Origin of the sequence: Streptomyces sp. NBC_01622 (assembly GCF_045209635.1) — a bacterium.
In the GTDB taxonomy this organism is placed as follows: Bacteria; Actinomycetota; Actinomycetes; order Streptomycetales; family Streptomycetaceae; genus Streptomyces.
The window spans coordinates 339385-363356 of record NZ_CP109293.1; the positions used below are offsets into that span (position 1 = coordinate 339385).

18 protein-coding genes are annotated in these 23972 nt (G+C 71.0%); 3 read left to right on the forward strand and 15 right to left on the reverse strand.

Annotated features, from left to right (window positions below; translation table 11 throughout):
• Positions 1–1341, reverse strand: coding sequence for an FAD-binding protein (locus OH768_RS01570; RefSeq protein WP_406449195.1), 1341 nt, complete (start codon positions 1339–1341; stop codon positions 1–3).
• A 490-nt stretch (positions 1342–1831) separates the two neighbouring features.
• Positions 1832–2731: a PfkB family carbohydrate kinase gene (locus OH768_RS01575; RefSeq protein ID WP_406449197.1), complete on the reverse strand. Its 900-nt coding sequence runs from the start codon at positions 2729–2731 to the stop codon at positions 1832–1834.
• Between the two features lie 72 nt (positions 2732–2803).
• Here OH768_RS01575 and OH768_RS01580 point away from each other — a divergent pair, with 72 nt between their 5' ends.
• A complete protein-coding gene (locus tag OH768_RS01580; RefSeq protein ID WP_406449199.1) occupies positions 2804–3244 on the forward strand; it encodes a MarR family winged helix-turn-helix transcriptional regulator in 441 nt (146 codons plus the stop codon).
• A gap of 167 nt (positions 3245–3411) precedes the next feature.
• Positions 3412–5076, forward strand: a complete 1665-nt coding sequence (locus OH768_RS01585) for an MFS transporter (RefSeq protein ID WP_406465099.1) — start codon at positions 3412–3414, stop codon at positions 5074–5076.
• A 28-nt stretch (positions 5077–5104) separates the two neighbouring features.
• Here OH768_RS01585 and OH768_RS01590 read toward each other — a convergent pair whose 3' ends face one another.
• From OH768_RS01590 to OH768_RS01645, 12 genes are all read right to left on the reverse strand, one after another.
• A complete protein-coding gene (locus tag OH768_RS01590; protein ID WP_406449201.1) occupies positions 5105–5605 on the reverse strand; it encodes a GNAT family N-acetyltransferase in 501 nt (166 codons plus the stop codon).
• Positions 5606–5648: 43 nt separating this feature from the next.
• Positions 5649–6569, reverse strand: a complete 921-nt coding sequence (locus OH768_RS01595; protein WP_406465101.1) for a DUF5829 family protein — start codon at positions 6567–6569, stop codon at positions 5649–5651.
• 134 nt (positions 6570–6703) lie between these two features.
• Complete coding sequence (locus OH768_RS01600; protein WP_406449203.1) at positions 6704–8278, reverse strand: DUF4038 domain-containing protein; 1575 nt, start codon at positions 8276–8278, stop codon at positions 6704–6706.
• Complete coding sequence (locus OH768_RS01605) at positions 8275–10815, reverse strand: beta-glucosidase (RefSeq protein ID WP_406449205.1); 2541 nt, start codon at positions 10813–10815, stop codon at positions 8275–8277. Before OH768_RS01605 ends, OH768_RS01600 begins: the two co-directional genes overlap by 4 nt.
• Positions 10812–12992, reverse strand: coding sequence for a beta-galactosidase (locus OH768_RS01610; protein ID WP_406449207.1), 2181 nt, complete (start codon positions 12990–12992; stop codon positions 10812–10814). The genes OH768_RS01605 and OH768_RS01610 overlap by 4 nt, the downstream gene beginning before the upstream one ends.
• Before the next feature lie 56 nt (positions 12993–13048).
• On the reverse strand, positions 13049–14542 hold the full coding sequence (locus OH768_RS01615) for a glycoside hydrolase family 43 protein (RefSeq protein ID WP_406449209.1): 1494 nt from the start codon (positions 14540–14542) through the stop codon (positions 13049–13051).
• Positions 14539–15459, reverse strand: a complete 921-nt coding sequence (locus OH768_RS01620) for an ATP-binding cassette domain-containing protein (RefSeq protein ID WP_406449211.1) — start codon at positions 15457–15459, stop codon at positions 14539–14541. The genes OH768_RS01615 and OH768_RS01620 overlap by 4 nt, the downstream gene beginning before the upstream one ends.
• The gene (locus OH768_RS01625; protein WP_406449213.1) at positions 15456–17312 is read right to left on the reverse strand and encodes a dipeptide/oligopeptide/nickel ABC transporter permease/ATP-binding protein; all 1857 of its coding nucleotides are present in this window, start codon (positions 17310–17312) and stop codon (positions 15456–15458) included. Before OH768_RS01625 ends, OH768_RS01620 begins: the two co-directional genes overlap by 4 nt.
• Positions 17309–18250, reverse strand: coding sequence for an ABC transporter permease (locus tag OH768_RS01630; RefSeq protein ID WP_406449215.1), 942 nt, complete (start codon positions 18248–18250; stop codon positions 17309–17311). Before OH768_RS01630 ends, OH768_RS01625 begins: the two co-directional genes overlap by 4 nt.
• Positions 18251–18343: 93 nt before the next feature.
• On the reverse strand, positions 18344–19873 hold the full coding sequence (locus OH768_RS01635; protein WP_406449217.1) for an ABC transporter substrate-binding protein: 1530 nt from the start codon (positions 19871–19873) through the stop codon (positions 18344–18346).
• Positions 19874–20211: 338 nt separating this feature from the next.
• Positions 20212–21207 (reverse strand): LacI family DNA-binding transcriptional regulator, encoded by a 996-nt coding sequence (locus OH768_RS01640; RefSeq protein ID WP_406449219.1) that lies wholly within the window; start codon positions 21205–21207, stop codon positions 20212–20214.
• A gap of 156 nt (positions 21208–21363) precedes the next feature.
• A complete protein-coding gene (locus OH768_RS01645; protein ID WP_406449221.1) occupies positions 21364–21969 on the reverse strand; it encodes a TetR/AcrR family transcriptional regulator in 606 nt (201 codons plus the stop codon).
• 142 nt (positions 21970–22111) lie between these two features.
• Between OH768_RS01645 and OH768_RS01650 the strand changes: the two genes are divergently transcribed.
• Positions 22112–23035, forward strand: coding sequence for an NAD(P)-dependent oxidoreductase (locus OH768_RS01650; protein ID WP_406449223.1), 924 nt, complete (start codon positions 22112–22114; stop codon positions 23033–23035).
• Between the two features lie 63 nt (positions 23036–23098).
• On the opposite strand, the gene OH768_RS01655 is transcribed toward OH768_RS01650, so the two are convergent.
• Positions 23099–23950: an MHYT domain-containing protein gene (locus OH768_RS01655; RefSeq protein WP_406449225.1), complete on the reverse strand. Its 852-nt coding sequence runs from the start codon at positions 23948–23950 to the stop codon at positions 23099–23101.
• Between the last annotated feature and the right edge of the window lie 22 nt (positions 23951–23972).

The following is a 23972-nucleotide window of genomic DNA, read 5'->3' on the forward strand; positions in this document are numbered from 1 at the left end:
TCAGAAGATGCCCTGCCCCGGTACCAGGATCCCCTTCGGGTCGTAGGTCCTCCTGGCCTCGGCGAACCGGCTCCACACCGGGCCGAACTGCCGTTTCCAGTCGGCGTGTTGGAAGGGGATCGAGCCGACCGGGTACTGCGTGCCGCCGGCCGCGCCGACCGTGTCGTAGGCGGACCGGTTGGCGCTCAGCAGCCGCTGCACCGTGGCCGTGTCCTCGGGCGGTGTGGTGCGCAGGACCGCGAAGAGGTACGGCACAGGGTCGTCGGGCATCCGCAGCAGGGGGGTGTGGAGGCGCTCGCGCAGCAGCGGGTAGAGGAGTACGACGCCCGGTCCCAGGTCGGCCGGGGTGAGCGCGTCGAGGAGGGTGGTGGCGAGGTCGGCTGTGCTGCGGCCGGGCAGCAGGAGGTTGAGCCAGGGGTGGGCGTAGGCCCACAGGCCCGCTTCCTTCAGGGCGGCGACGGAGGGGGCGAGCCGGTCGAGGAAGTCGTAGTAGCCGAGGTCGGTGATCTGGACGCCGGACGCGGTGTGGCGCAGCCCTCGCAGGAGCGCGGTGTCGTCGGGGATGTCCCCCACGGGCGGTCCGTAGGCGACGGCCTCGATGGTGAACTGGTCGAAGGCTCCGGCGGTGTCCGCGCCGACCTGGCCCTCGACGTAGGCGAACCGTCCCTCGGTGGCGAGGAGGCGCTGGTCGTCGAGGAAGGTCCGCAGGTCGGCGTAGGGCAGGAGGTAGTGCCGTACGGTCTCCGGGGCGCGCACCAGGCGCAGGGTGGCGCCGACGATCACGGCGCACTGCCCGAGTCCGGCGAGCACGGCGTGGAACAGGTCGGGGCGCCGGGTGGCGGAACAGCGGAGCAACTCCCCCGCGCCGGTGACGACTTCGAGCTCCAGGACGTTGTCGACCTGTGCGCCGTGCCGGTGGGTCTGGCCGCCCAGGCCGCCGACGGACAGGGTGCCGCCGACGGAGAGTTCGAGGTAGTCGGTGAAGACGGGCGGGGTCAGACCGTGGGCGAGGGTGGCCTGGGCGACGTCGCTCCACTTCGCGCCCGCCCCGACCGTGACCCGTGAACTGTCCACCTGTACGGGCCCGATGGAGGCGAGCGGCTGGGTCTCGATGATGAGCCCGCCCTCGACCTGCGCCTGCCCGTTCGTGCCGTGCCCCTGTCCGCGCGGCGCCACGCGAAGGCCGTGCAGATTGCAGAATCGCACCATCGCGACGACGTCCCGCACGGAACCGGGCCGCAGCACCGCGGCCGGTCTGCGGTGCACGATGTGCCCGAAGTCGTCGGCGTCGGCGGCGAGCGAGGCGTCGTCGGTGAGCAGCGTCCCGTCGAGCTGCGGCACACCGCTCAACGTTCGCCCGGAGTCGGTCACCGCCCAACTACGGGTGAAGGGATCAAACCCGACGACCACAGCCGAGGCACCAACCAGGCCGCGCAAAGCAGTACGTCGAGACGGCGTGCGGGTCATACGGTCCTCCCGAGACCGACCGGATGTGACGATCAACGGCGGCTCAGTCTAGGCATGTTGGAGTGCGGAAGGAGGTTCCGACGCGGCGAGCGCGGGACTAGTGATCCAGTCTGAGTCGCATCCGTACGCAGTCCCCACCGCCCGGACCGGGACTCCGGTGCCCGTCCGGCCGAGGCATCGCGGAGAAACTGCACGAAGGCCTCGTGGAGCCGGCTGCCGAGGCCTTCACCCCAGCGGCCGGGGCGGACGTGCATCTGGTAGAGCCGGCCCGTGGCCGTGGCGTCGACGTCCGCTTCGTAGGGCGGGCCCATCGCGAGAATGCCCACGGTGTGAGTCGAGAAGTCGTCACGCTCACCTGACGCGGTCACCTCGGGCCCTGGTTCCCCATCCACGCCCGGGTGCCGAACGACGCGCAGGCCCGTGAGGCGACCGCGGCTGCCGCGGTCAGCGCGGTGACGAAGTCCTCCGTCGTCGGGTGGCCGGCCCTTAGTGCGAGGTGATGGGCGAGGGCACCGTGCAGGACGTCGCCCGCGCCCAGGGTGTCCGCCACCCGGACCGGGGGCACGTCCACCGTGCCTTCGGCGTCCGGGGCCGCCCAGGCGATGGGGTCCGCTCCCGCACTGACCGCCGACCGGGCGACCCCCTGCTCCCGCAGGAACCGCAGGGTGTCCGTCGGTGTGTGCGTGCCCGGTGGGTGGAAGTCGGACGAGCAGACGGCCACGTCGATGAACGGGAGCAGGTCCTCGGTGCCGGGCTTCCAGCTGCCGCCGTCGAAGACGGTCGTACGGCCGGCGGTGCGCGCGGAGCGGGCCGCGGCCACGGCCAGTTCCATGTGGTGGCCGTCGAACTCGACGATGTCACAGGCCGCCACCAGCGCGTCGAGTTCATCGGGCGGGGTGAGCCGGTGGCGTGTCGCGTTGGTGGAGGCGACGGCGCGTTCGCCGGTGGACGCGGTCACCAGGACGGAGGACACGGCGGGCGGTTGCGTCGAGTCGGCGGCCAGGTCGGTCACTGTCACACCCAGGGCGCGCAGGTCTGCCGTCGCCGCAACTCCCAGCGGGTGACGGCCGATTGCCGTCAGCAGCGTGGCCGTACCGCCGAGATGGGCGAACGTCACGGCCGCGTTCGCCGCCGGGCCGCCCGCCGCGACCACCTGGTCCCGGACGGTGAGTTTCTCGTTGGCACCCGGCACGTGGTCCACGAGCTGGATGACGTCCAGGGTGCACAGTCCGACGAACAGTCCTGTGGAACGGCCTCTCACCATCGGCAACCTCCTCGCGCAATTTACTAACAATTGATTGAGCAGTTCAGGCTGATAAATCTAGTGTTAGTAACCATGAAGGTGGACAGTCCGAAGGACACTGCCCGGCTCGCGTCCGATCTACGGCTCGCGGTCGGGCGGGTGACCCGGCGCCTGCGTCAGGCGCACGCCGTGGGGGACGTGTCGCTCTCCGGAGTTTCGGTACTGGCCCGGCTCGCCCGTGACGGGTCCGAGTCGCCCACGTCCCTCGCCGAGCTGGAGCGGGTGCGCCCGCAGGCGATGGCGAGCACCCTCGCGCAGCTCGAACAGCGCGGGCTCGTCCGCCGCAGCCCCGATGCCGCGGACCGGCGGCGGAGCATCCTGGCGATCACGGACGAGGGCCGCGCCATGCTGGCCGAGCGGCGCTCGGAGTCCGTGCAGCGTCTCGCCGTCGTCCTCGACGAGTTCACCGGAGAGGAGCGCGCAGCTTTGGCGTCCGCCCTCCCCCTCCTCGACCGGCTTGCGGAGCGACTGTGACCGAGAGCGCGCACATACCCGGCGACGGACAGGGTGACGGTCCTCGGCCCGGGCGGTCCTCCCTACTCGGTGCCGGGCGCTCGGGGCGTCGTAAGGACGCTCCCCCGGGGCCCAACTACAAGTGGGTAGCGCTGTCGAACACCACGCTCGGGGTGCTGATCGCCACGATGGACGCCTCCATCGTGATCATCTCGCTGCCCGCGATCTTCCGGGGCATCGGCCTCGATCCGCTCGCGCCGGGCAACATCGGCTATCTGCTCTGGATGATCCTGGGCTATCTGCTGGTGTCGGCCGTGCTGGTCGTCGTGCTCGGCCGGCTCGGTGACATGTTCGGCCGGGTGAAGATCTACAACATCGGCTTCCTGATCTTCGCGTGCGCGTCCGTCGCACTGTCCCTGGACCCGTTCCGCGCGGGGGCGGGCGCGATGTGGCTGATCCTCTGGCGGATCGTGCAGGCCTTCGGCGGCTCCATGCTCACCGCCAACTCGGCCGCCATCCTCACCGACGCGTTCCCGGCACGGCAGCGCGGAATGGCGCTCGGCGTCAACCAGATCACCGCCCTCGCCGGCCAGTTCCTCGGCCTTCTCGCCGGCGGTCTGCTGGCCGTCGTCGACTGGCGCGCGGTGTTCTGGGTGAGCGTGCCGATCAGCATCACCGGCACGATCTGGTCGTATCTGAGCCTGCGCGAGACCTCGGCGGGCCGCCCCGGCCGCATCGACTGGCTCGGCAACCTCACCTTCGCTGCGGGCGCCGGAATCCTCCTCGCGGGCATCACCTACGGCATCCAGCCCTACGGCGGCAGCGCCACCGGCTGGGGGAACCCGTGGGTGCTCAGCGGTCTGATCGGCGGCGTCGTACTGCTGCTCATCTTCTGCTACATCGAGACGCACATCGCCGAACCGATGTTCGACCTGGCCCTGTTCAAGGTGCGTGCCTTCGCGGCGGGCAACCTGGCCGCGCTGCTGACCGCGATCGCGCGCGGCGGGCTGCAGTTCATGCTGATCATCTGGCTGCAGGGCATCTGGCTGCCGTTGCACGGCTACGACTACGAGGACACCCCGCTGTGGGCGGGGATCTTCATGCTCCCGCTCACGATCGGCTTCCTCATCGCCGGGCCCGTCTCCGGATATCTGTCGGACCGGTTCGGCGCCCGGATGTTCTCGACGGTCGGGCTGATCGTCGTGGCGCTCTCCTTCCTCGGTCTGCTGGCGCTGCCCATCGACTTCGACTACGGGATGTTCGCGGCGCTGCTGCTGCTCAACGGGCTGGGACAGGGCATGTTCTCCGCACCGAACACGTCCTCGATCATGGGCAGCGTGCCGAGCGAGTACCGGGGTGTCGCCTCGGGCATGCGCTCCACCTTCCAGAACTCGGGCACCGCGCTGTCCATCGGCGTGTTCTTCTCCCTGATGGTCTCCGGGCTCGCCTCCTCGCTGCCCGGGACGCTGAGCCAGGGGCTCCAGGCGCACGGCGTACCGGCCGGTGCCGCGGACCAGGCCGCGTCGCTGCCACCGGTGAGCACGCTGTTCGCCACGTTCCTCGGCAACAACCCCATTCAGCACCTGCTCGCGTCGAACGGTGTCCTCGGCCAGCTCTCGGCGGCCCAGCGTGCCGTCCTGACCGGCCACTCCTTCTTCCCCCGTCTGGTCTCCGGCCCGTTCCACCACGGCCTGACCATCGTCTTCGGCGTGGCGGCGGGCATGGCCCTGGTCTCCGCGATCGCCTCGGCCCTGCGCGGCGGCCACCAGTCCGAACCGGCACCGGCCGACCTGCCGCCCGCCCCCGCCGAGACACCCGAGACCACACAGGCGGGGCCTAACGGGCCGTCGTAGAAGGGAAGTTGTGGGGGGGGGAGACCACTCACACGGCGCGCTCCATGCACACCAGTTGATCGCGGTCGTCCCATGACTCGGTGACGGTGAAGCCGAACCGTTCGTACAGGGCGACGGCCCCGGTCCGCCATTTCCACACCGACAGCCGCACGGTCCCCGCGTCGCTTTCCGCGGCATGCGCGAGTGCGGCACGGAGCAGGTCCGACGCGATGCCCCGGCCCCGGAATGCCGGGTCCGTCCAGAGCCTCTTGATCTCCGACCGTCCGTCGGCGGGGGCGGTCACCACCAGACAGCCCACCGGGGTGCTCCCGCTGAGCGCCAGGAGCACCACGTCGCCGGCGAACGCGGTCCGCGGGTCCGAGATCTCCGCGCGGTAGCGGTCCGGCAGGCCGTCCGCATCGGCGACGGCACGGCCCTTCTCGGCCTCCGTGCGCAGATGGTAGGCCGTCAGCAGCGCGGCGGTGCCGTCCTCGGCGGAGAGATCTCCTTCTGACCTGCGGACGACGGAAACCTGGTCTTGAGCAGTCATGACGTCAGCATCACACGCCACGAGCCGGGCTCCGTCCGAGCCCCTACCGGGTGCCGTTGCGGGCGAACGTCCACACGGCCCGGCTGCCGGGGCCGACGGTGAGGGTCGAGTGTCCGATCTGCTCCACATGCCGGTCTTTCACGGGCCGGTTGAGTGCGAAGTCGACCCGCTGCATCCCCGCGTTCTCGCGCGGTACGACGTCGAGGTGGATCGTGGTACCCCCGCCCTCCGCGACGACGCCACCGCCCGCGACGGTCCGGACGGTGAACCCGCCGGCCCGCAGCAGTGGCACGGTGTCGGCGAGATCGCCCTCGGTCACCGCGATGCGGACGGAGGTCACGTCACGCATCAGGTGGGTGCGGTAGTCGTCGGAGAGGTAGCGCTCCCGGCCGACGTCACCGGGATGACTCGGCGGTTCGGTGTTGCCGCGAGGGTCGGCGAAGTACTCCGGCCGGTACTCCATCGCCCACGCGCCGAAGGCGTCGTACTCGGTGGTGGTGAGAATGGCGTCGAACCAGGGCACGGGCACACCATCACCGAAGTCCCGGGTCTGGAGGAACGCGATCGGGTCGGCAACCCCTTCGTCCTTCAGCCGTGCGGTGACCGTCGCGAGGTCACCCGCCCGCTCGGTCGACAGGCCCAGTCCGGCGGAGCCGAGGGTGCCGTCCTGGCCGGCGACGTCACCGACTCCGAACAGTTCCAAGTAGGTCTCACGGCCCATCAGGTAGCGGCCCGTCCAGGTCTGTCCGCCGGTGCCGGTCGTGGTGCGGACCTGGAAGTTCGCGAAGTCGCGCAGGTAGTCGGAGTGTTCGACGGCGTCGGCGGTCTCCCGGTCGAAGACGCCGTAGGAGTGGTTGTAGAACAACAGCTGCCGATCGTACGAGGACCGGGCTCCCCCGGCCTGTGCCGTTCCCGCACCACCCCCGATCGCTCCGGCCAGGGCCACGGCGAGCACGATGATCAACCGAAATGTCCGACGCATCAGCATGCGCGCGATCGTAGGGCGGCGAGGGGACGGCTGCCGTGCTGTGTGAACGAGGTCGAAATGCTTGACACACGGCCTTCGACGGGATTCCGCACGGCAGCCTCCCCCAGGGGTCAACTCCCCCTAGGGTCATGGCAGATGTACACCCTGGGCGCACCTCCCTCGTCGGGCACGGGATCCCCGGCGGTGGCGCGCACGCCCTCGCGGACGGTGGCTCCGGTGCGGGGGTCCACGACGCGGTAGGGAAGCGGGACGTTCCGCGGGTCGGTGATGATCAGTGGGCCGCCCTCCTCCGCGTAGCAGAGGTACAGCTCGCCGGGGACGGACAGGCCCCGGGGTGCCAGGGTGGAGCGCCAGTCCGGGCGCATGTCCGTGAGCGGGAGGCCGTCGAGGATGCGGGAGATGCGGCCGACGTGGTGCGAGCCCTCGAAGTCGAGCGCCTCGCGCCAGCCCGCGTCCTTCGCGAGGAAGTAGTCCTCGTGGCCGGGTTCGTCGGCGTGCAGTCGCCACTGCCACAGACTCGCCGCGCCGTACACGACGCCCATCGTGCCGCCGGCGCAGAGGTTGCTCCAGGCCTCGTGTCCCTGCCACCAGCCCGCGGCACGGCCGGGGCGGCCGGTGTTCTCGTAGGTCGGTTCGCCGTTGGCGACCGCCTTGGGCGGGGTGTTGCGCCACATGTCGGCGACCCGTTCCTGGACGTGGCCGCCCATGTGGCCGGTCTGGCACCACTGGAAGTGCAGCCAACTCTCGCTCTGGTGGGCGCGGTTGGCGGAGTGCGGCCGGTAGTGGATGCCGCAGGGCTGGCCGTAGCCGTCCCAGCGGCCGATCTCCGCGCCGCCCGCCGCGATCTGCGGTTCGCCGCCCTCGCCGTCGGCACCGACCAGGTAGACGGTGGGGGCGGCGCCGTAGCGGGCGACCAGGTAGCGGCAGTAGCGCGCGTACTCCTGCGGTGGGACCACCGGGCCCGCCACGCGCAGGCCCTTCCAGCCGAAGCCGTGGAAGAGCGGCTGGAGGACGGGCACGATCCCGTGGTCCCGGAGGATGCCGGTCAGCCGGTCGAGGTACTGGAAGTACGCCGGGTTCAGCACGTTGACGTGCCCCGTGGGCAGGTCCTCGAAGCCGACGTCGAATCCCTCGTCGGCGGTGCGGTCGCGGGGGCCGCGCGCGTCCATGTCGGGCTGGACGCTCATCAGCAGGGCCGCGTTGAAGCCCTTGGCGCGCCGGTCGGCCGCGTACTGCGTCACCTGTTCTTCCGTGGCTCGCCAGGGCAGGGCCCAGGCGGTGTCGGCGACCAGCAGCGCGGGCGTTCCGTCGGCGTGCACCAGGCTGCGTCCGCCGGGCGACATCCGCCAGAAGCCGTGCCGGTGGAAGGAGTCGGCGTCGTCCGTGACGGGGCGGACGTCGAGGGTTCCGCTCCGCCCGGAGAGCCCTTCGTCCGTGAGGCAGTTGCTGTCGCTGCGCCAGGTCCAGCGGCCGGCCGGCTCCGGGGCGGCGAACCGGATCTTCCAGACCCGGCCGCCGTCCCAGAAGGCCGGGCGCCGCAGGACCGTCCCGGACTCGTGGGTGAAGTCGGCCCATACGTCGACGTCCGTGTAGGGGTTGGCATGGTCGCGGACCCCGATGAGGGTGATCTCGGTCTGCCGCCAGGGGGCGGTCACCGGGTCCGCTTCCGGTCGTGCACGGTTCATGACCGGCCGACGGCGATGTCGGCGGTGAGGGGCAGGGTCGTGGAGGACGGGCCCGCTTCCAGCCGGAAGGTTCCCGGCTCGACCGTCCAGCCGCCCGTCCTGGTGTCCCAGTGCCGCAAGGCCCGCGCGTCCACCGTCACCGTCGCGACGGTTTCCTCGCCGGGCGCGGCCTCGACCACGGCGAACCCGGCCAGCCAGCGGACGGGGCGTTCGACCTCACTTCCGGGGCGGCCGGCGTAGATCTGCACGACCTCCTTGCCGTGCCGCGTACCCGTGTTGCGGATGCGCACCTGCGCCGTGAAGTCGGCGCCGGGCGGCGCCTCACCGGGAACGTCGAGCGAGACGTACTCCCAGGTGGTGTAGCCGAGTCCGTGACCGAAGTCGTAGCGGGGCGGCTGCCATTCGGGACGGCCGGCGCCCCGGTGGCCGATGAACAGTCCCTCGTCGTAGGTGAGGACGCCGTCGGTCGGCTCGGTGGTGGGCAGTCCGTGTTCGGACGCGGGCCAGACCGTCGGCAGCCGTCCGCCCGGCTCCGCCGTGCCGAGCAGGACGTCGGCGAGCGCATTGCCGAACTCCTGGCCCGGGAACCAGGCGAGCAGCACCGCGGCCACGTCGTCGGCCCAGGGAAGCAGCACCGGCGCCCCGGAGTTGACCACCACGACCGTACGGGGGTTGGCCTCGGCGACCCGGCGGACGAGTTCGTCCTGCCGCCCGGGCAGGGCGAGGCTGGTGCGGTCGAAGCCCTCGCTCTCGACCTCCTCGGTGGTGCCGACCACGACCACGGCGACCTCGGCGTCGCGGGCGAGTGCCACGGCCCGCTCGATCTCCTCGTCGTCGCTGCCGTGCGGGGGCTGCAGATTGAGCTGGAACATGGTGACCGCGTCACCGATGGCCTCGCCCGTCGAACCGGAGGCCGCGTCGGCATCGATGTCGATGTCGTGGGTGAGGACGATCTCGGTCTCCTCGCCGTCCGCCAACTCGACGGTGTGCAGCCGCTGGGGCGGAGTCATCAGCCCCTCCACCAGGTCGGCGCCCGGCGGGAGTTGGAGCCGCACGTCGAAGGCCTGCGCCCCCGCGACGGACAGCCGGAAGCGGCCGATGCCCGAACCGCCGATCGCATAGCGGCCGCCCTCGGTCGCGCGCACGACGGTGCGCACCTCCACCCGGGTGACCTCGCCGACGGGCACTCCGGGGCCGTAGGAACCCATCCAGGTGTAGGCGGCTCCGGCGCGGAGCTCGGAGCCCAGGATGGTCCCGTCGGCGGCGAGGAAGCGGACCTCGGTGCCCTCGCCGGTGCCGTCGGGGAGGCGGAGGTGGGACAGCGGCGCCACGGGGGTGCGGGTCTGCGGGGTGACGCCGATGCCGTGGGTGATCTCGACGCCGTCGCCGAGGGCGGCGCGGATGCCGTCGAGCGGGGAGACGGTGTACGGCGGGAAGACGGTGGCGCTGCCGCCGCCGAGGGTGCGGGCGACGGAGGCGTTGGGGCCGAGGACGGCGATACGGGTCAGGGCCCCGCGGTCCAGCGGGAGTACGGCGTTCTCGTTGCGGACGAGGACGAATCCGGCGGCGGCGGACTCGCGCAGCCGGGCCGCCACCGAAGCCGCGTCCTGCTCGGGCGGCCGGGTGTCGGCGGGTATGCCGTCCAGCGCGCCGACCCGGGCGGCGAGACGCAGCAGCCGCAGCACCTTGTCGTCCACGAGCGCCTCGTCGACCTTGCCCTTGCGTACGGCGGCCACCAGCGCGTCGCCCCACGGGCCGATCGGGCCGGGCATCACCAGATCGAGCGCGGCACGTGCGGAGGGTTCGATGGTGCGGGCGGCGAACCAGTCCGACATCACCAGCCCGTCGAAGTTCCAGTCGTCGTGCAGGACTTCGCGCAGCAGCGGGCTCTCGGTCATCGGGTGTCCGTTGACCCCGTTGTAGGCGGCCATCACCGCCCATACGCGGCCTTCGCCGACGATCGCCTCGAACGGCGTCAAGTACAGCTCCCGCAAGGCGCGTTCGCCGATACGGGCGTCGAGCGTCATCCGCTGCGTCTCCGAGTCGTTGCCGACGAAGTGCTTCACGGTGGCCGCCACGCCGCCGCCCTGCACCCCCTTCACATAGGCGACGCCGATCCGGGAAGTGAGCAGCGGGTCCTCGCTGAAGCACTCGAAGTGCCGTCCGCCGTAAGGGGTCCGGTGCAGGTTCACGGTGGGGGCGAGGAGGACGTCGACGCCCTTGGCGCGCGCCTCGTGGGCGAGCAACCCGCCCAGTTGCTCGACGAGTTGCTCGTCCCAGGTGGCGGCGAGGGCGGTGGGCGAGGGCACGTTGGCGGAGGGGCTGCGCTCGTCCCACAGTTCGCCGCGGACTCCGGCGGGGCCGTCCGAGACGACCAACCTCCGTAGTCCTACGGCGGGTTCGGGGTGGAGGGACCAGAAGTCCGCGCCGGTCAGCAGCCGCACCTTCTGCTCCAGGGTGAGCGCGCCGAGGCGCCTGGCGAGCTCGGCCTCGTCGGCCGCGGGCGGGGCGTCGGTGGGGGTGGGCTGCCGGGTCACGGCGTCCTCCTCGGAGAAGTGGGGTCGACGGGCGAAGGGGGTGTCGCGAGGGGGTCGCGTGTGTGCTCGACGAGCACGCGGACGTCCCAGGGCCCGAGCGGGAGCGCGCGGCCGGCGGCGAGGGGCTCGCCGGTGAGCAGGTCGCGGACGTCTTCCGGCAGGCGGTAATCGACAGGCTCCCAGGCCCAGTTGTGGACGAAGCGCAGGATCGCGCCGTCGGCGGTGGTGGCCGAGGTGCAGGTGACGGCTGCCGGTCGGGCCGCGCGCCAGGCGTCGGGCGGCAGCGAGGTCGCGGCGATCCAGTCGGCGAGGCTGTGCGAGAGTTCGCGGTCCGGGACGGTGCCGACGTACGTCACCCGGCCGGCGCCGTACTCGTGGGTGGTGACGGCGGCGAACTCGCCCAGGTGCGGATGGTCGTACCCGGCGAGGACGGTCGCGCCGTCCGGGATCAGCCCATCCGCCCATGCGGTGGCCTGCCCGTGCAGGGCGGGGCCGTCCGGCGTCCCCTCGCCCTTGGTGACCGTGACCGGGGTCAGCACATTGGTGAACTCCTGGTAGTACGCGCCCGCGGCGGGGAGCAGCACTCCGGGCATGACCGTGTGGCGGGCCACGGCCTCCGCGTCGGCGTAGCCGGTGCGGGGAGTGAGGACGAGATGGCCGCCGGCTTCGGCGTACCGGCGCAGCAGGTCGAGAGTCGTGTCGTCCGCGATGTACAGCGCCGGGACGACCAGCACCGGCCAGCGGTCCACCAAGTCCTCAGGGCTGGACGGGAGTTGTTCCGGGGCAACGATGTCGACGGACAGTCCGGCGTCGAACAGCCCCCGGTAGTGGGCGGCGACGATCCGGTCGTAGGACTGCGGGTCGCCGAACCAGGCAGGGGCACCGCCCCGGAGCGGTGCCATGAACTCCATGGCCCAGCGGCTGTCGGCGGACAGCAGCATCGCCACGTCGCTGCGGGGGCGCAGGCCGTCGAGCGCGGGGCCCGCCTGCTCCAACTCTCCTGCTATCAGGGAGAGTTCCCGGTATGTCCGGCCGGGCTCCAGGCTGTGGCCGAGGATGCCGCCCCAGTAGGTCTCGGCGCCGTAGTGCAGGGAGTGCCAGTGCCAGTACTCGATCATTCGGGCGCCGCGCGCGACCATGCTCCACACGGCCTGGCGGGCCTGGCCCCGGTAGAGGGGGAAGTTGTCGGCGGAGCCGCCGATGGAGGTGGCGTTGGTCTCCATGACGAGGAAGGGTTCCTGGCGGATGCCGCGCGCCAGGTCGTTCTGGAGGGAGAGCCAGGCGGGCCCCGACCAGGGGACGAAGAACGGGTGCAGTCCGCCGGTGGGCTCGTCGGGGCCCGGCAGGGCCAGTCCGTCCTGGGTGGCGTAGTAGATGTTGGCCCCGGCAACGTCGAGGGGCCGGCCGATGGCGGAGATGTCCAGGCCCTGCTGGCCGAGGGCGACGCAGGTGGTGATGAAGTGGTGCTCCGGGACGAGGCCGCGGACCAGTTCGGCGTGCCAGGTGATGTACTCCTGCGTCAGCCGGGACTGGTAGCGGCGCCAGGCCAGGTCGTACGACGGGGTGGTGTTGCCGTCGGGGGTCCAGAGGTCCGCCCAGTCCTGGAGGCGGTGGGACCAATAGGTGAGCCCCCAGCGGCGGTTGAGGGTCTCGACGTCGCCGTAGCGGTCGCGGAGGTGGTCGAGGAAGCCCTGGAACACCGAGTCGTTGTGGAAGAGGCGCAGTCCCGGCTCGTTGTCGACCTGCCAGCCGATGACCGCGGGATGGTCGGCGTAGCGCCCGACGACCTTGCGGACCAGCCGCTCGGCGAGATGCCGGAAGGCGGGGTGCGAGTAGTCCGCGTCCTGTCGCATGCCGTACGGGATCGGCTCCCCGGTGCGTGAACGGGCCGCCGTTTCGGGGTACTTGCGGCGCAGCCAGGGCGGGACGGCATAGGTCGGGGTGCCCAAGATCGCCTTGATGCCTCGGTCGTGGGCGGCGTCGAGCACGGGCTGCAGCCAGTCGAGCTCGAACTGTCCCTCGCGGGGTTCCCAGGTCGACCAGACCGACTCGCCGACCCGGATGACGTTGAACCCGGCCTCGGCCATCAGATCGAGGTCCTGCGCGAGTCTCTCGTAGGGCTGGTACTCGGTGTAGTAGGCGGCTCCGAAGAGCATGCGCGGGAAGAAGGTGCCCATGCGGTGCTGGTGACTTTCTGTCAGGTGCCGGTCGGGTGTCTCGGGCGGCGCGGGCGTCAGTCCTCGCCCCGGTAGCCGAACTCGTCGAAGGCGACGGTTCCTTGGGCGGCGTACATGCCCACGACTCGGCCGGTGAAGGACGCGGCGGTCTCGGCGGAGACGTAACGGCCGTCCAGCGCGGCGAGTTCGACCGGTCCGGTGTCGGTGCCTGTGTCGACGGACAGTCGCACGAGGTCCGGGCCCAGGGCGTCGAGGCCCATGCCCGCGACCGGTTCGGTCTCGATGCGTACGGTCGCCGGGCCCGGGGGGATCGGCTGCTCCCAGGTCTGGTGGAGCCCGCCCACCCGGGCGTGGGCCCGGGCGGTGCCGGCGCCCACCTCGATGTCGTAGTGGTGGCGTTCGTCGATGCGCAGGCTCAGGCCGCCGATTCCGTCGGTGCTGTCCACGCGGACGGAGAAGACGGTCGACCGGTGCTGCTGGCGGCGGCCGACGAAACGGGGTTGCGGATCGTCCATGGTGGAGCCGTCGGCGTGGAGGACGAGGTGGCCCGGGTGCTCGGTGAGGGAGGACCAGTCGGTGGCCGGGGTCCGGATCGAGAGCCATTCCGGGCCGAGTTCGGGGCCGGTGAAGTCGTCGTGGTGCTCAACTGGTGCGGTGGGCGGGGCCAGTTGGACCGGTTGCACGACCGGCCAGCCGTCGACCCATTCCAGCGTGGTGCTGAACGTCTCGCGGCCCATGGGCGAGAAGGCCCTCGTGAGTCCGCCGGGCCGCATGCCCAGCAGGAACAGCGCCCAGCCGCCGTCCGGGGTGCGTACGAGGTCGGCGTGGCCGGTGTTCTGGACCGGGCGGTCGGTGCTGCGGGCGCTGAGCACGGGATTGGCGGGGCAGCTCTCGAAGGGGCCGTCCGGACGGCTGCCGCGGGCGATGCTCACGGCGTGTCCGCGTTCGGTGCCGCCCTCGGCGATCAGGAGGTACCAGGTGCCGTCGATCTCGTACAGGTGCGGCGCCTCGGGAAACATCAGGCCCGTGCCCGACCACAACGACCTTGGTTCTTCTAGGGCTTGGCCGGTTTCGAGATCCATCCGGACCTGCTGGATGCCCAGGTGTTCGCCGGCGCGGTCGCCGTCGAGCTGGAGCCCCGAGTAGGTGACGAAGCAGGTGCCGTCGCTGTCCCAGGCGAGGTCCGGGTCGATGCCGGGCATGCCCTGCATGACGACGCCGTCCGACCACGGTCCCTCGGCCCGCTCGGCGGTGAAGACGAGACTGCCGCGCCCCATCGCGTCGGTGACGACCAGCCAGAAGCGGCCGTCGTGGAACCGGATGGTGGGCGCCCAGGCGCCGCCGAGCGTGGGCACCTTCTCCACCGCCAACTGCCCAGGACGTGTAACCACGTTGCCGATCTGCTCCCACTGCACCAGGTCGCGGCTGTGGTAGAGCGGCAGGCCCGGGAGGTACTCGAAGCTCGAACAGGCGAGGTAGTAGTCGTCGCCGACGCGGGTGATGCTGGGGTCCGGGTGGAAGCCGGGGAGGACGGGGTTGGGCAGGGTCATGCTCGGTCTCCCGACGTGGAGGCGGTGACTGACGTGGGGGTGGGGGCGTCCATGGCCGCCGCCAGGCGGTGCCGTTCGGCCCGGCGCTCCGCCTGACGTGCCGGGTCCGGCACCGGCGCGGCGAGCAACAGCCGCTTCGTGTAGGGGTGTTGGGGTGTCGTGGTGATCGTCGCCGCGTCACCGGTCTCGACGATCTCGCCGCCGCGCATGACGGCGACCCGGTGGCTGATGTGCCGGACCACGGACAGGTCGTGGGTGACGAAGAGATAGGCGACGCCGGTGCGTTCCTGGATCTCCACGAACAGGTCGAGGACCCGGGCCTGGGTCGACAGGTCCAGTGCGCTGACCGGTTCGTCGCAGACGATGACCCGCGGGTCCCGGGACAACGCCCTTGCGATGGCGATGCGTTGGCGCTGGCCACCGGAGAACTCCCGGGGCAGCCGCTCCCCGGCGTCGGCGGGCAGCCGGACCTGGTCGAGCAGGTCCCGCACCCGCTTCTCGGCCTCTGCGCGAGGGGTGCCCGCGACGCGGAGCGGTTCGCTGAGGATGTCGTTCACGGTCATCGCCGGGTTGAGGGAGGTGTACGGGTCCTGGAACACCACCTGGATGTCGCTGCTGAGTGCCCGGCGTTCCTGCGCGCCCAGGCCCGAGATGACCCTGCCGTCGTAGCGGACGGTGCCGGAGGCTACCGGGGCAAGGCCGAGGACGGCCCGGCCCAGCGTGGTCTTGCCGGAGCCCGACTCGCCGACCAGCCCGAGCGTCTCGCCCGCGCCGATGGTGATCGACACCTCTTTCAGCACCCGGAACGGCCGCTTGCGCCAGCCCTTCGACGGGTACTCCACGACCAAGTCGTCGACTGCCAGCAGGGGTTCGGCCGGGACTTCCTTGCGCGGTGTCCCGTTCATGGTCGCGGTCATGCCGGACCCTCCTGATGTGCGGAGTTCGTGATCACTGCGGTGTCCGCGACGCCCGCGGCCTTCGTGGCTCCCGCGACACTCGCCGGCACGACGCGGCTGAGCGGCGACCTCGGCTCGGCGTCCTCCAGCGTGGAGGCCAGGAGCATGCGCGTGTACGGGTGGCGCGGGCCGGCGAACAACTCCCGTACGGGGGCGGACTCCACCACGGTGCCGGTCTGCATCACCGTCACGCGGTCGCAGATGTCGGCCACCACACCGAAGTCGTGGGTCACCAGGATCACGCCCATGTTCCGCTCGCGCTGAAGGGACCGGATCAGGTCGAGCACCTCGGCCTGCACGGTCACATCGAGCGCCGTGGTCGGCTCGTCGGCGATCAGCAGGTCCGGTTCGCAGGAGACAGCGCCGGCGATGAGGACGCGCTGTGCCATGCCGCCGGAGATCTGGTGGGGATAGGCGCTGAAGACCCGCTCGGGGTCGGCGATCCCGACCCGCTCCAGCAGCGCGAGGGTCTTGGCCTTCGCCTCGGCGGCCGACAACTTCAGGTGTCTGCGCACCGGTTCGACAAGTTGGGCACCGATACGGAAGGAGGGGTCGAGGTTGGACATCGGCTCCTGTGGCACGTAGGCGATCCGGCGGCCCCGGTACCGGTTCATCTCCGCGCGGCCGAGGCTTCCCAACTCCGTGCCGTCGAAGACCAGTTGACCGGTGGTGACGCGGGCCTCCGGGGGCAGGAGACCGAGGAGGGCGAAGGCGGTCTGGCTCTTGCCCGAGCCCGACTCCCCCACCAGTCCGAGGACTTCGCCCCGGCGCACGGTGAGCGAGACGCCGTCCACGACGGTCTTCTCCCCCTCGGCCGTCGGATAGGAGACCGTCAGGCCTTCGAGGGCGAGCAGCGCGTCCGCCGCCTCGGGCGGTACGGAGTGCTTCACCACCACCGGCTTGCGGGGCGTTGTGCCGCCCGGTTTCCGTCCGCGCGTCGCGGTCCCGTCCAGCGCGTCCCGCAGGGCGTTGCCGAGCAGGCCGAACGCGGCGACGGTCACCGCGAGCGCCGCTCCGGGCCAGACCATCAGCTCCGGCTTGTTGTAGATGTTGGCGAAGGCGTCGTTGAGCATGGAGCCCCAGCTCGCCTGGGTCGCCGAGCCCAGGCCGAGGAACTCCAGACCGGACTGGATGACGATGCCGAGACCGAGCATCTGGGCGGCCTGGATGATGGTCGGCGCCTGGACGACGGGCAGGATGTGGCGGCGGATGATCCGGGAGTCCGACAGGCCGGACACCCGTGCCGCGTCGACGTACAGCTCCTCGCGTACGGAGATCACCGAGGCTCGGATCAGCCGGAAGACGCCCGGTGACATCAGCACGCCGAAGACCGCCATGGCGAGGTACGTGTTCTGGCCCACCGCGGACATCACGACGAGGAGCACGATGATCGCCGGTACGGCCATCAGCAGGTTGGACACCCAACTGCTCACGGCGTCGAACCACTTGCGGTAGTAGCCGGCGACCAGACCGGCGGGAACACCGATCACCAGGGCGACGACCACCGCGAGCAGGGCGCCCAGCAGGCTGGTGCGCCCGCCGTAGAGCAGCCGGGCCAGGACGTCACGGCCGACACCGTCACCGCCCAGGGGGTGCTTGCCGCTCATCGGGGCGAGGCTCTCGGTCAGCGAGGTGTGCGCCGGGTCCTGGCTGGTCAGGAGCGGTGCGAACAGGCTGGCCAGTGAGATGAGGGCGAGGAGGACCAGACAGGTCACGGCCACCGGGCTGCGCAGCAGCCGGCGCAGGAGTCCGGCCCTTCCGTGTGCGGCGACGGCCGGGGCGAGCGCTGTTTCTTCGGACTGAGGCAGCGTCATCCGACACGCACCTTCGGGTTGAGCCAGCCGTACGCGAGGTCCATCAGGATGTTGACCACCACGACGAGGGCGACCATGACCACGACGACGCCCATGACCACCGGGGTGTCGCCCTGGGATCCCGCGCTCGTCGCCTCGCTGCCGATCCCGTTGAGGCCGAAGACCTTCTCGACGACCACCGCGCCGCCGACCAGGCCGATGAACTGCAGGGCCAGCACGGTCAGCGCGGCCGGGGCCGCGTTGCGCAGCGCGTGCCGGAACAGCAGGCTCCGCTCGCTGATGCCACGGCTGCGGAGGGTCCGTACGTAGTCCGCGCGCAGGACGTCGACCATGGAGCCGCGTACCTGCTGGGCGGTGGCGGCGATCGCTCCGACGGAGAGCGACAGCGCCGGGAGGGTGATCGACTTCAGCCAGCCGTCAGCCGAGTCCGCGAGTGGGACATAGCCGGTGGCGGGCAGCCAGCCCAGGTCGACGCCGATCACCACGGCGAACACCAGGGCGACCAGGAAGCTGGGCACGGCGAACCCGAGGACCGCGAGCAGCTGCACCACCTGGTCCAGCGCTCCCCGGCGGACCGCCGCGGCCACTCCGAGCACCGTGCTCAGTACCGCCGACAGCAGCAGTGCCGCCAGCACGATCGACAGCGTCACCGGCAGCTTGTTCTCCAGCGAGGTCGTCACGGACTCACCGCTGAACCACGAGCTGCCGAGGTTGCCGTGCACCGCGTCCGCGAGCCAGTGGCCGTAGCGGACCACGAAGGGCTGGTCGAGCCCGAGTTCGGCGGACTTCGCGGTCACCTGCCGCTGGGTGGCGGTCTGTCCCACGATCTGGCGCACCGGATCGGAGCCGGTGAGGCCCATCAGCGCGAAGGTCGTGGTCGCGATGACCAGGACCAGGACCAGCCCGGCGGCGATGCGCCGGACCAAGAAGACAATCATCAGTCTCTCCACCTTGCCTTTCCTCGGCCGTTGTGGGGCGGCGGCGGCCGGGCGGGATCGGTGTCACCGTGCCCGCCCGGTCCGCCGTCCTGGTCAGCCGGCGGGCTTGAAGTTGTAGATCGGGGGCACCGCGGCGAACGTCTGCGGTGTGAAGGTGACGCCCTTGGTCGTCGCGTAGACGGCCTCGACGGAGTCCCAGGGCGCGTTCCACGCCTGGTCGACGAGGTAGGTGTTGAGCTGCTTGAACAGGGCGTCCTGGGCGGCGCCGGTCGCCGACCGGGCCTTGGTGATGAGGTCGGTGACCTTGGGGTCCTCGGTGTGCAGCGGGTTCCACAGCGCGCTCTTGCCGACCTCGATCTGGATGGTGTCCCAGGGGCGGAAGGAGGCCAGCGTCATGTACGACAGCGGGTACTTGCCGGCGAGGAGGGCGCTGATGAACTGGGTGACCGGGATCTTGTCGACCTTGACCTTGATCCCGATGTCCTCCAACTGCTGGACCATGGCGGCCTGTTGGTCCGGGAAGACCGACGACACGTCCGGCACGGTGACCGAGAAGCCGTGCGGGTAACCCGCCTCGGCCAGCAACTGCTTGGCCTTGGCCGGGTCGTAGGAGTACTTGGAGTTCAGCGAGCTGTCGAAGGCCGAACCGGCCGGGTTGAAGATCTGGGTGGTTGCCTTGCCGAGCCCCTGCTTCGCCGTCTTGACGATCGTGGAGCGGTCGAAGGCGTAGTTCAGGGCCTGGCGGACCCGGACGTCGCCGAGCGCCTTGACGATCTTTCCGGCGCGGTCCCAGATGTAGACGCCCTCGACGTCACCGGAGGTGAACTTGGTGACGGTCAGCCCGCTGCTCTTGGCCGGCGCGATGCTCTTGGCGCTGGCCAGCAGCGCGCCGTTGACCTGGCCCGAGCGCAGCGCGTTGAGCACGGCGGTCGGGTCGGTGAGCGGCTTGAGGACGATCTTGTCGAAGGGGAAGGCGGCCTTGTTCCAGTACCCCGGGTTGCGGACGAAGGTGTAGGTGCTGCCCGCCGTGGTGGCGGACTTGTCCAGGGTGTAGGGGCCGGAACCCACCGGGGTGTTCTTGATCGTGCCCGCGGCGATGGCCTTGGGACCGGCGATCATGCCGGCCACGTTGCCGAGGTTCGGCACCAGCGAGGGATCGGGGGCCGAGAGCCTGATCCTGACCGAGGTGGCGCTGACGACGTCGACGCCGCTGATGCTGGCCAGTTGGCCCGCCGCCTCGCTGGTGCCGCCCTTGGTGTGCAGCAGGTTGGTCTTGACCGCGGTCGCGTCCAGTGGGGTGCCGTCGGTGAACTTGACGCCGCTGCGCAGGGTCAGCGTGAGTACCGTGCGGGCCGCGTCGTAGGACCACTTGGTCGCCAGGTTGGGTTCGACCTCGGCCGTCGGGGACAGCCGGAACAGCGAGTCGTATACGGGCTGGTAGTACTGCGCGTTGTTGCCGAGTCCGGCGTCGGCCAGGTCCCACGGCTGCGCCGCGACGAGCGGGGCCAGGGTCAGGGTGCCACCGGTGGCCGCTTTGCCGGAACCGGAACCTGAACCCGAGCCGCACGCGGCCGCGGACAGCATCAGGGCCGCGGATACGGCCGTCAGCGCGATTCTTCGCATGGGTACTCCGCTGGTGAGTGGATGACCGGGCGGCATCAGGCGTCGAGCCGCCCTCAAGAGCCTCGGAGGTGAGGGGAGAACCAGGTCCTGACGCGGCGTCGACCGTTCTTGGCGGTCAGCCGTCCCTGGCCGGAGGGGGTTTGTTCGCCACCGTTTTCGGTGGGTGAGAACCAGCCACTGATACGTACAAGTGAAACGTATGCGTAACGTAAGCCCAGCCCTCGGCGGGCCACAAGACCCGTGCGTCACTGTTTTCCGGAAAGCCGGAATCAACCGGCGCGGCGCGTCAGTGCGCGCCCGGGGCCGGAACGGCTGTTGTCAGGTTGGGCCGACGGCTGTCAGGCCGACTCGCGCACGACCAGGCTCAGCGGGGTCACCTGGGGCGAGGACGGCAGCGCCCGGCCGGTCACGCCGCTGACGATCATCCGGGCCGCGCGGCCCACGACGACGTCGAGGTTGTTGTCGATCGTCGTCAGCGGCGGCATCGCGAAGGGCGCCAGTTTGTCGTTGTCGACGCCGATCACGGCCAGGTCGCCGGGGGCGGACAGGCCCACCCTGCGCATGCCCGCGAGGAGGGCGAAAGCCGTCTCGTCGTTGTAGGCGCACACGCCCGTGACGGCAGGGACGGCGGAGTGCCACTGCTCGGCCGCTGCGGCGGCCGCCGCGATGTCGAGGGGCACGTCCAGCAGGACGGGCGGCTCAAGTCCGCGCTGCGCACAGGCCGTTCGGGCGCCTTCGAGCCGCAGCGCCAGGAAGTCGCGGAGCCGGGGGTCCCCCGGTGCGGCGTAGCCGATGCGTACGTGCCCGGTGTCGGCCAGCCGCTCCACCTGCATCGCGCCGATGACGGTCTGGGGGATGGTCAGCACGCCCGGTGCGGCGTCGGGGCCCATTCCGGCGCTGACCACGTGGATGCCGGCCGCCCGCATGCCGGCCACGTCCTCGTCGGAGACCTCGAAGGCCGACATCACGGCCGCCGGCATGAGTTCCTGCCACAGCGACTTGAGCGGGGCGTGGTGTTCGCGCCGGGTGACGAGGTTCAGGCCGTGGCGCTCCAGCTCGTCGCCGAGCATTTCGACGAGGGCGGTGATCGTGCCGCCGACGGGGACGTCCGGGAGGAACATCAGCACCAGGTCGCTGCGGCCCAGGCGGAGGGCGCGTGCGGCGGCGGAGGGTTTGTAGCCCAGCTTGGCCACCGCGTCGAGGACCTTGCGTCGGGTCTGCTCGGAGATTTTCTGGTGCGGCACGTCGTTCAGCACATAGCTGACCGTGGTCTGCGAAACTCCCGCTTCCTTGGCGACGTCGGTCGCCGTCACGCGGCCGGTCCTGCTCGCCATGGGAGCCTCCTGGGAACATCTCGGACATGCCGGTATCGTGCGCCCGGCCGGGGTGGCGTGCGTCACTGAATCGTAACAGTGAGGGTGCCACACGTCCGACGTGTCGGACAGGATGGCCTGTTACCAGTGGTGCGAATGATGCCCGTCGACCTCGGATCAGCCGTCCTCGCGCACCGCTGCGTCGAGGAGGGGGCCGAGTTCCCGGGCCGCGGTCGTCAGGGCACGGACGTCCCGCTCGGCCCGGGCGACGAGGATCGCGCCCTCCAGGGCACTGATCATGAGGGTGGCCAGCGCTCCGGCCCGCTCCTCCGGCACACCCATCCCGATGAGGGCGCGGGCGACCGAGCCGCTCCAGGCGGTGAAGGCGGCGGAAGCGGCTTCACGCGTGGCCGCGCCGGTCTCCGCGCAGTCCACCGTGGCGGCGGCCACCGGACACCCGCCCGCGAAGCCGACGGCCGCGTACTCGTCGGTCCACTGGCGGACCATCTCGCCGAACAGCCCGCTCGGCGTCGGCTCGGACAGCGCGGCGAGGAAACGGTCGACGCGCTTGCCCGCGTACCGGCCGGCCCAGCCGACGGCCTCGTTGACCAACTGCTCCTTGCCGCCGGGGAAGTAGTGCTGGAGCGAGCCGCGCGGCGCGTGCGCGTGGACGGCGACCTCGCGCATTCCGGTGGCGGCGACCCCGTCGCGCCGGATGAGCTGCGCCGCGCTGAAGACCATCCGCTCGCGCGCCCCGTACCGGGACTCCCCTGCCGCTGCCATCCCCGACCTCCGTCACCGTCGCGCGGGCTCTCCGCACTCCACTCTATGACCGCTGTCATAGGGTGAACTACTATGACCGCTGTCATAGCAACGGCGATGGTGGCGGTCCGGCCTCGCCGGGGGACGGAAACGGCGGTGCATCGTGGCGTACGTGGGTTTCATCGGCCTCGGGGTCATGGGGCAGCCCATGGCGCTCAACCTCGCCCGTGCCGGAACACCCCTCGTGGTGTGGAACCGCACGCCCGGCCGGTCCGAACCCCTGCGTGCCGCCGGGGCCGAGGTCGCGGCAAGCCCCGCCGAGGTCTTCGACCGCTCCGACGACGACGTGTTCCTGATGCTGGCCGACGAGACGGCCGTCGACGCGGTGCTGGGCCGTGGCACCCCGGACTTCGCCGCGCGGGTCGCCGGACACACCGTCGTCCACATGGGCACGACCTCGGCCGAGTACTCGGCCGGCCTCCAGGACGACATCCGGATCGCGGGCGGGAGATACGTCGAGGCCCCGGTCTCCGGGTCCCGAGTCCCGGCGGAGCAGGGCAAGTTGGTGGGCATGCTGGCCGGGGACGCCGCTGCCGTGGCGGCCGTACGACCGCTGCTCGCTCCGGTGTGCCAGGAGACGTTCGGCTGCGGTGCGGTTCCGGGCGCCCTGCTGATGAAGTTCTCGGTGAACCTGTTCCTGATCACGCTGGTCACCGGGCTCGCGGAGGCGTTCCACTTCGCCGACCGGCACGGGCTCGACCAGCGTCTGCTGCGGGAGGTGCTGGACGCGGGGCCGATGGCCAGTTCCGTCTCCCGGATGAAGGCGCCCAAGCTGGTGAGCCGTGACTTCGGTGTGCAGGCGGCGGCCACGGACGTACTGAAGAACAACCGGCTGATCGCGGAGGCCGCCCGCAAGGCCGGGCTGGCCTCCCCGCTCCTCGACATCTGCCACGCCCTCTACGACGAGACCGTGGCACGGGGTCACGGCGGCGAGGACATGGTGGCCGTAGTGCGCGCGTTGGAGGCCAGGACCGGGGGCGCGGCATCGTCCGGCGCCCGCACTCCCCCTGCGGAGAACGGCATGTGAGCGCGGGTGGCCGCCCGGGAGTGGGCTCGGACGGCCGCGTGTGCTCGGGGTGCCGGGATCAGATCACCACGAGGTGCGCGTCGGCGACTGCTGTACCGGCTGCTGCGCCGGGAACACGGAGTCACCGCCGAACAGCGGCGCGGGCGCGGGCGCGTGCTCGCTCGTCTCGTCGTCGCCGAGCATCATGTCGGGGTCGAACATGACGATCACGGCGGCGATCAGCAGGACGACGAGCGGGCCGGCGAGCATGACCAGGAGGAACGCGACCAGGTCGGCCGAGGACTGCGCGGACGCCGCCTGGTGGGTGAGGTGCACGGAGACCGCGGCCATGCCGGTGTAGTGCATGCCGGTCACGGCCACACCCATGACCAGGCTCGCGCCGAGGCTCGCCCACAGCGCGTGGATGGAAACCGCTGCCCAAAGCGCCGCGGTGGCCGCCCCCACGGCGATCACCACGGACAGCACGACGGTCAGCGGGTTGTAGTGAAGGGTGCCGTTCGTCTGAATGGCGGCCATCCCGAGGTAGTGCATGGCCGCCACGCCGAGCCCGGTGACCGCGCCCGCGACACCGAGGTTGAGCGGTGAGCCGCCCCGGTAGCCGACCAGGAACACTCCTATGGCGACCACCACGATCGCCACGAGGAGGCTCAGAAGCGTCTTCGTCGTGTCGTAGTTGACCAGCGCGCCCTGGACGCTGAAGCCGATCATGGCGATGAAGTGCATGGTCCATATGCCGCAGCCGATCGACACCGCGCCCGTGGCCAGCCACCGGGCTCTGTGCTGCGGGCGGCGCAGCGAACGGGTCGTGCAGCGGAGCCCGAGGGCCGCTCCCATGCATGCCATCAGGTAGGCGGCGACAGGTGTCACTGCGCCGTAGTAGAAGTCGGAGACGGTGGCGGTGGCGGTGGCGGTCATCGAGGGTTCCCTTCACGTACGT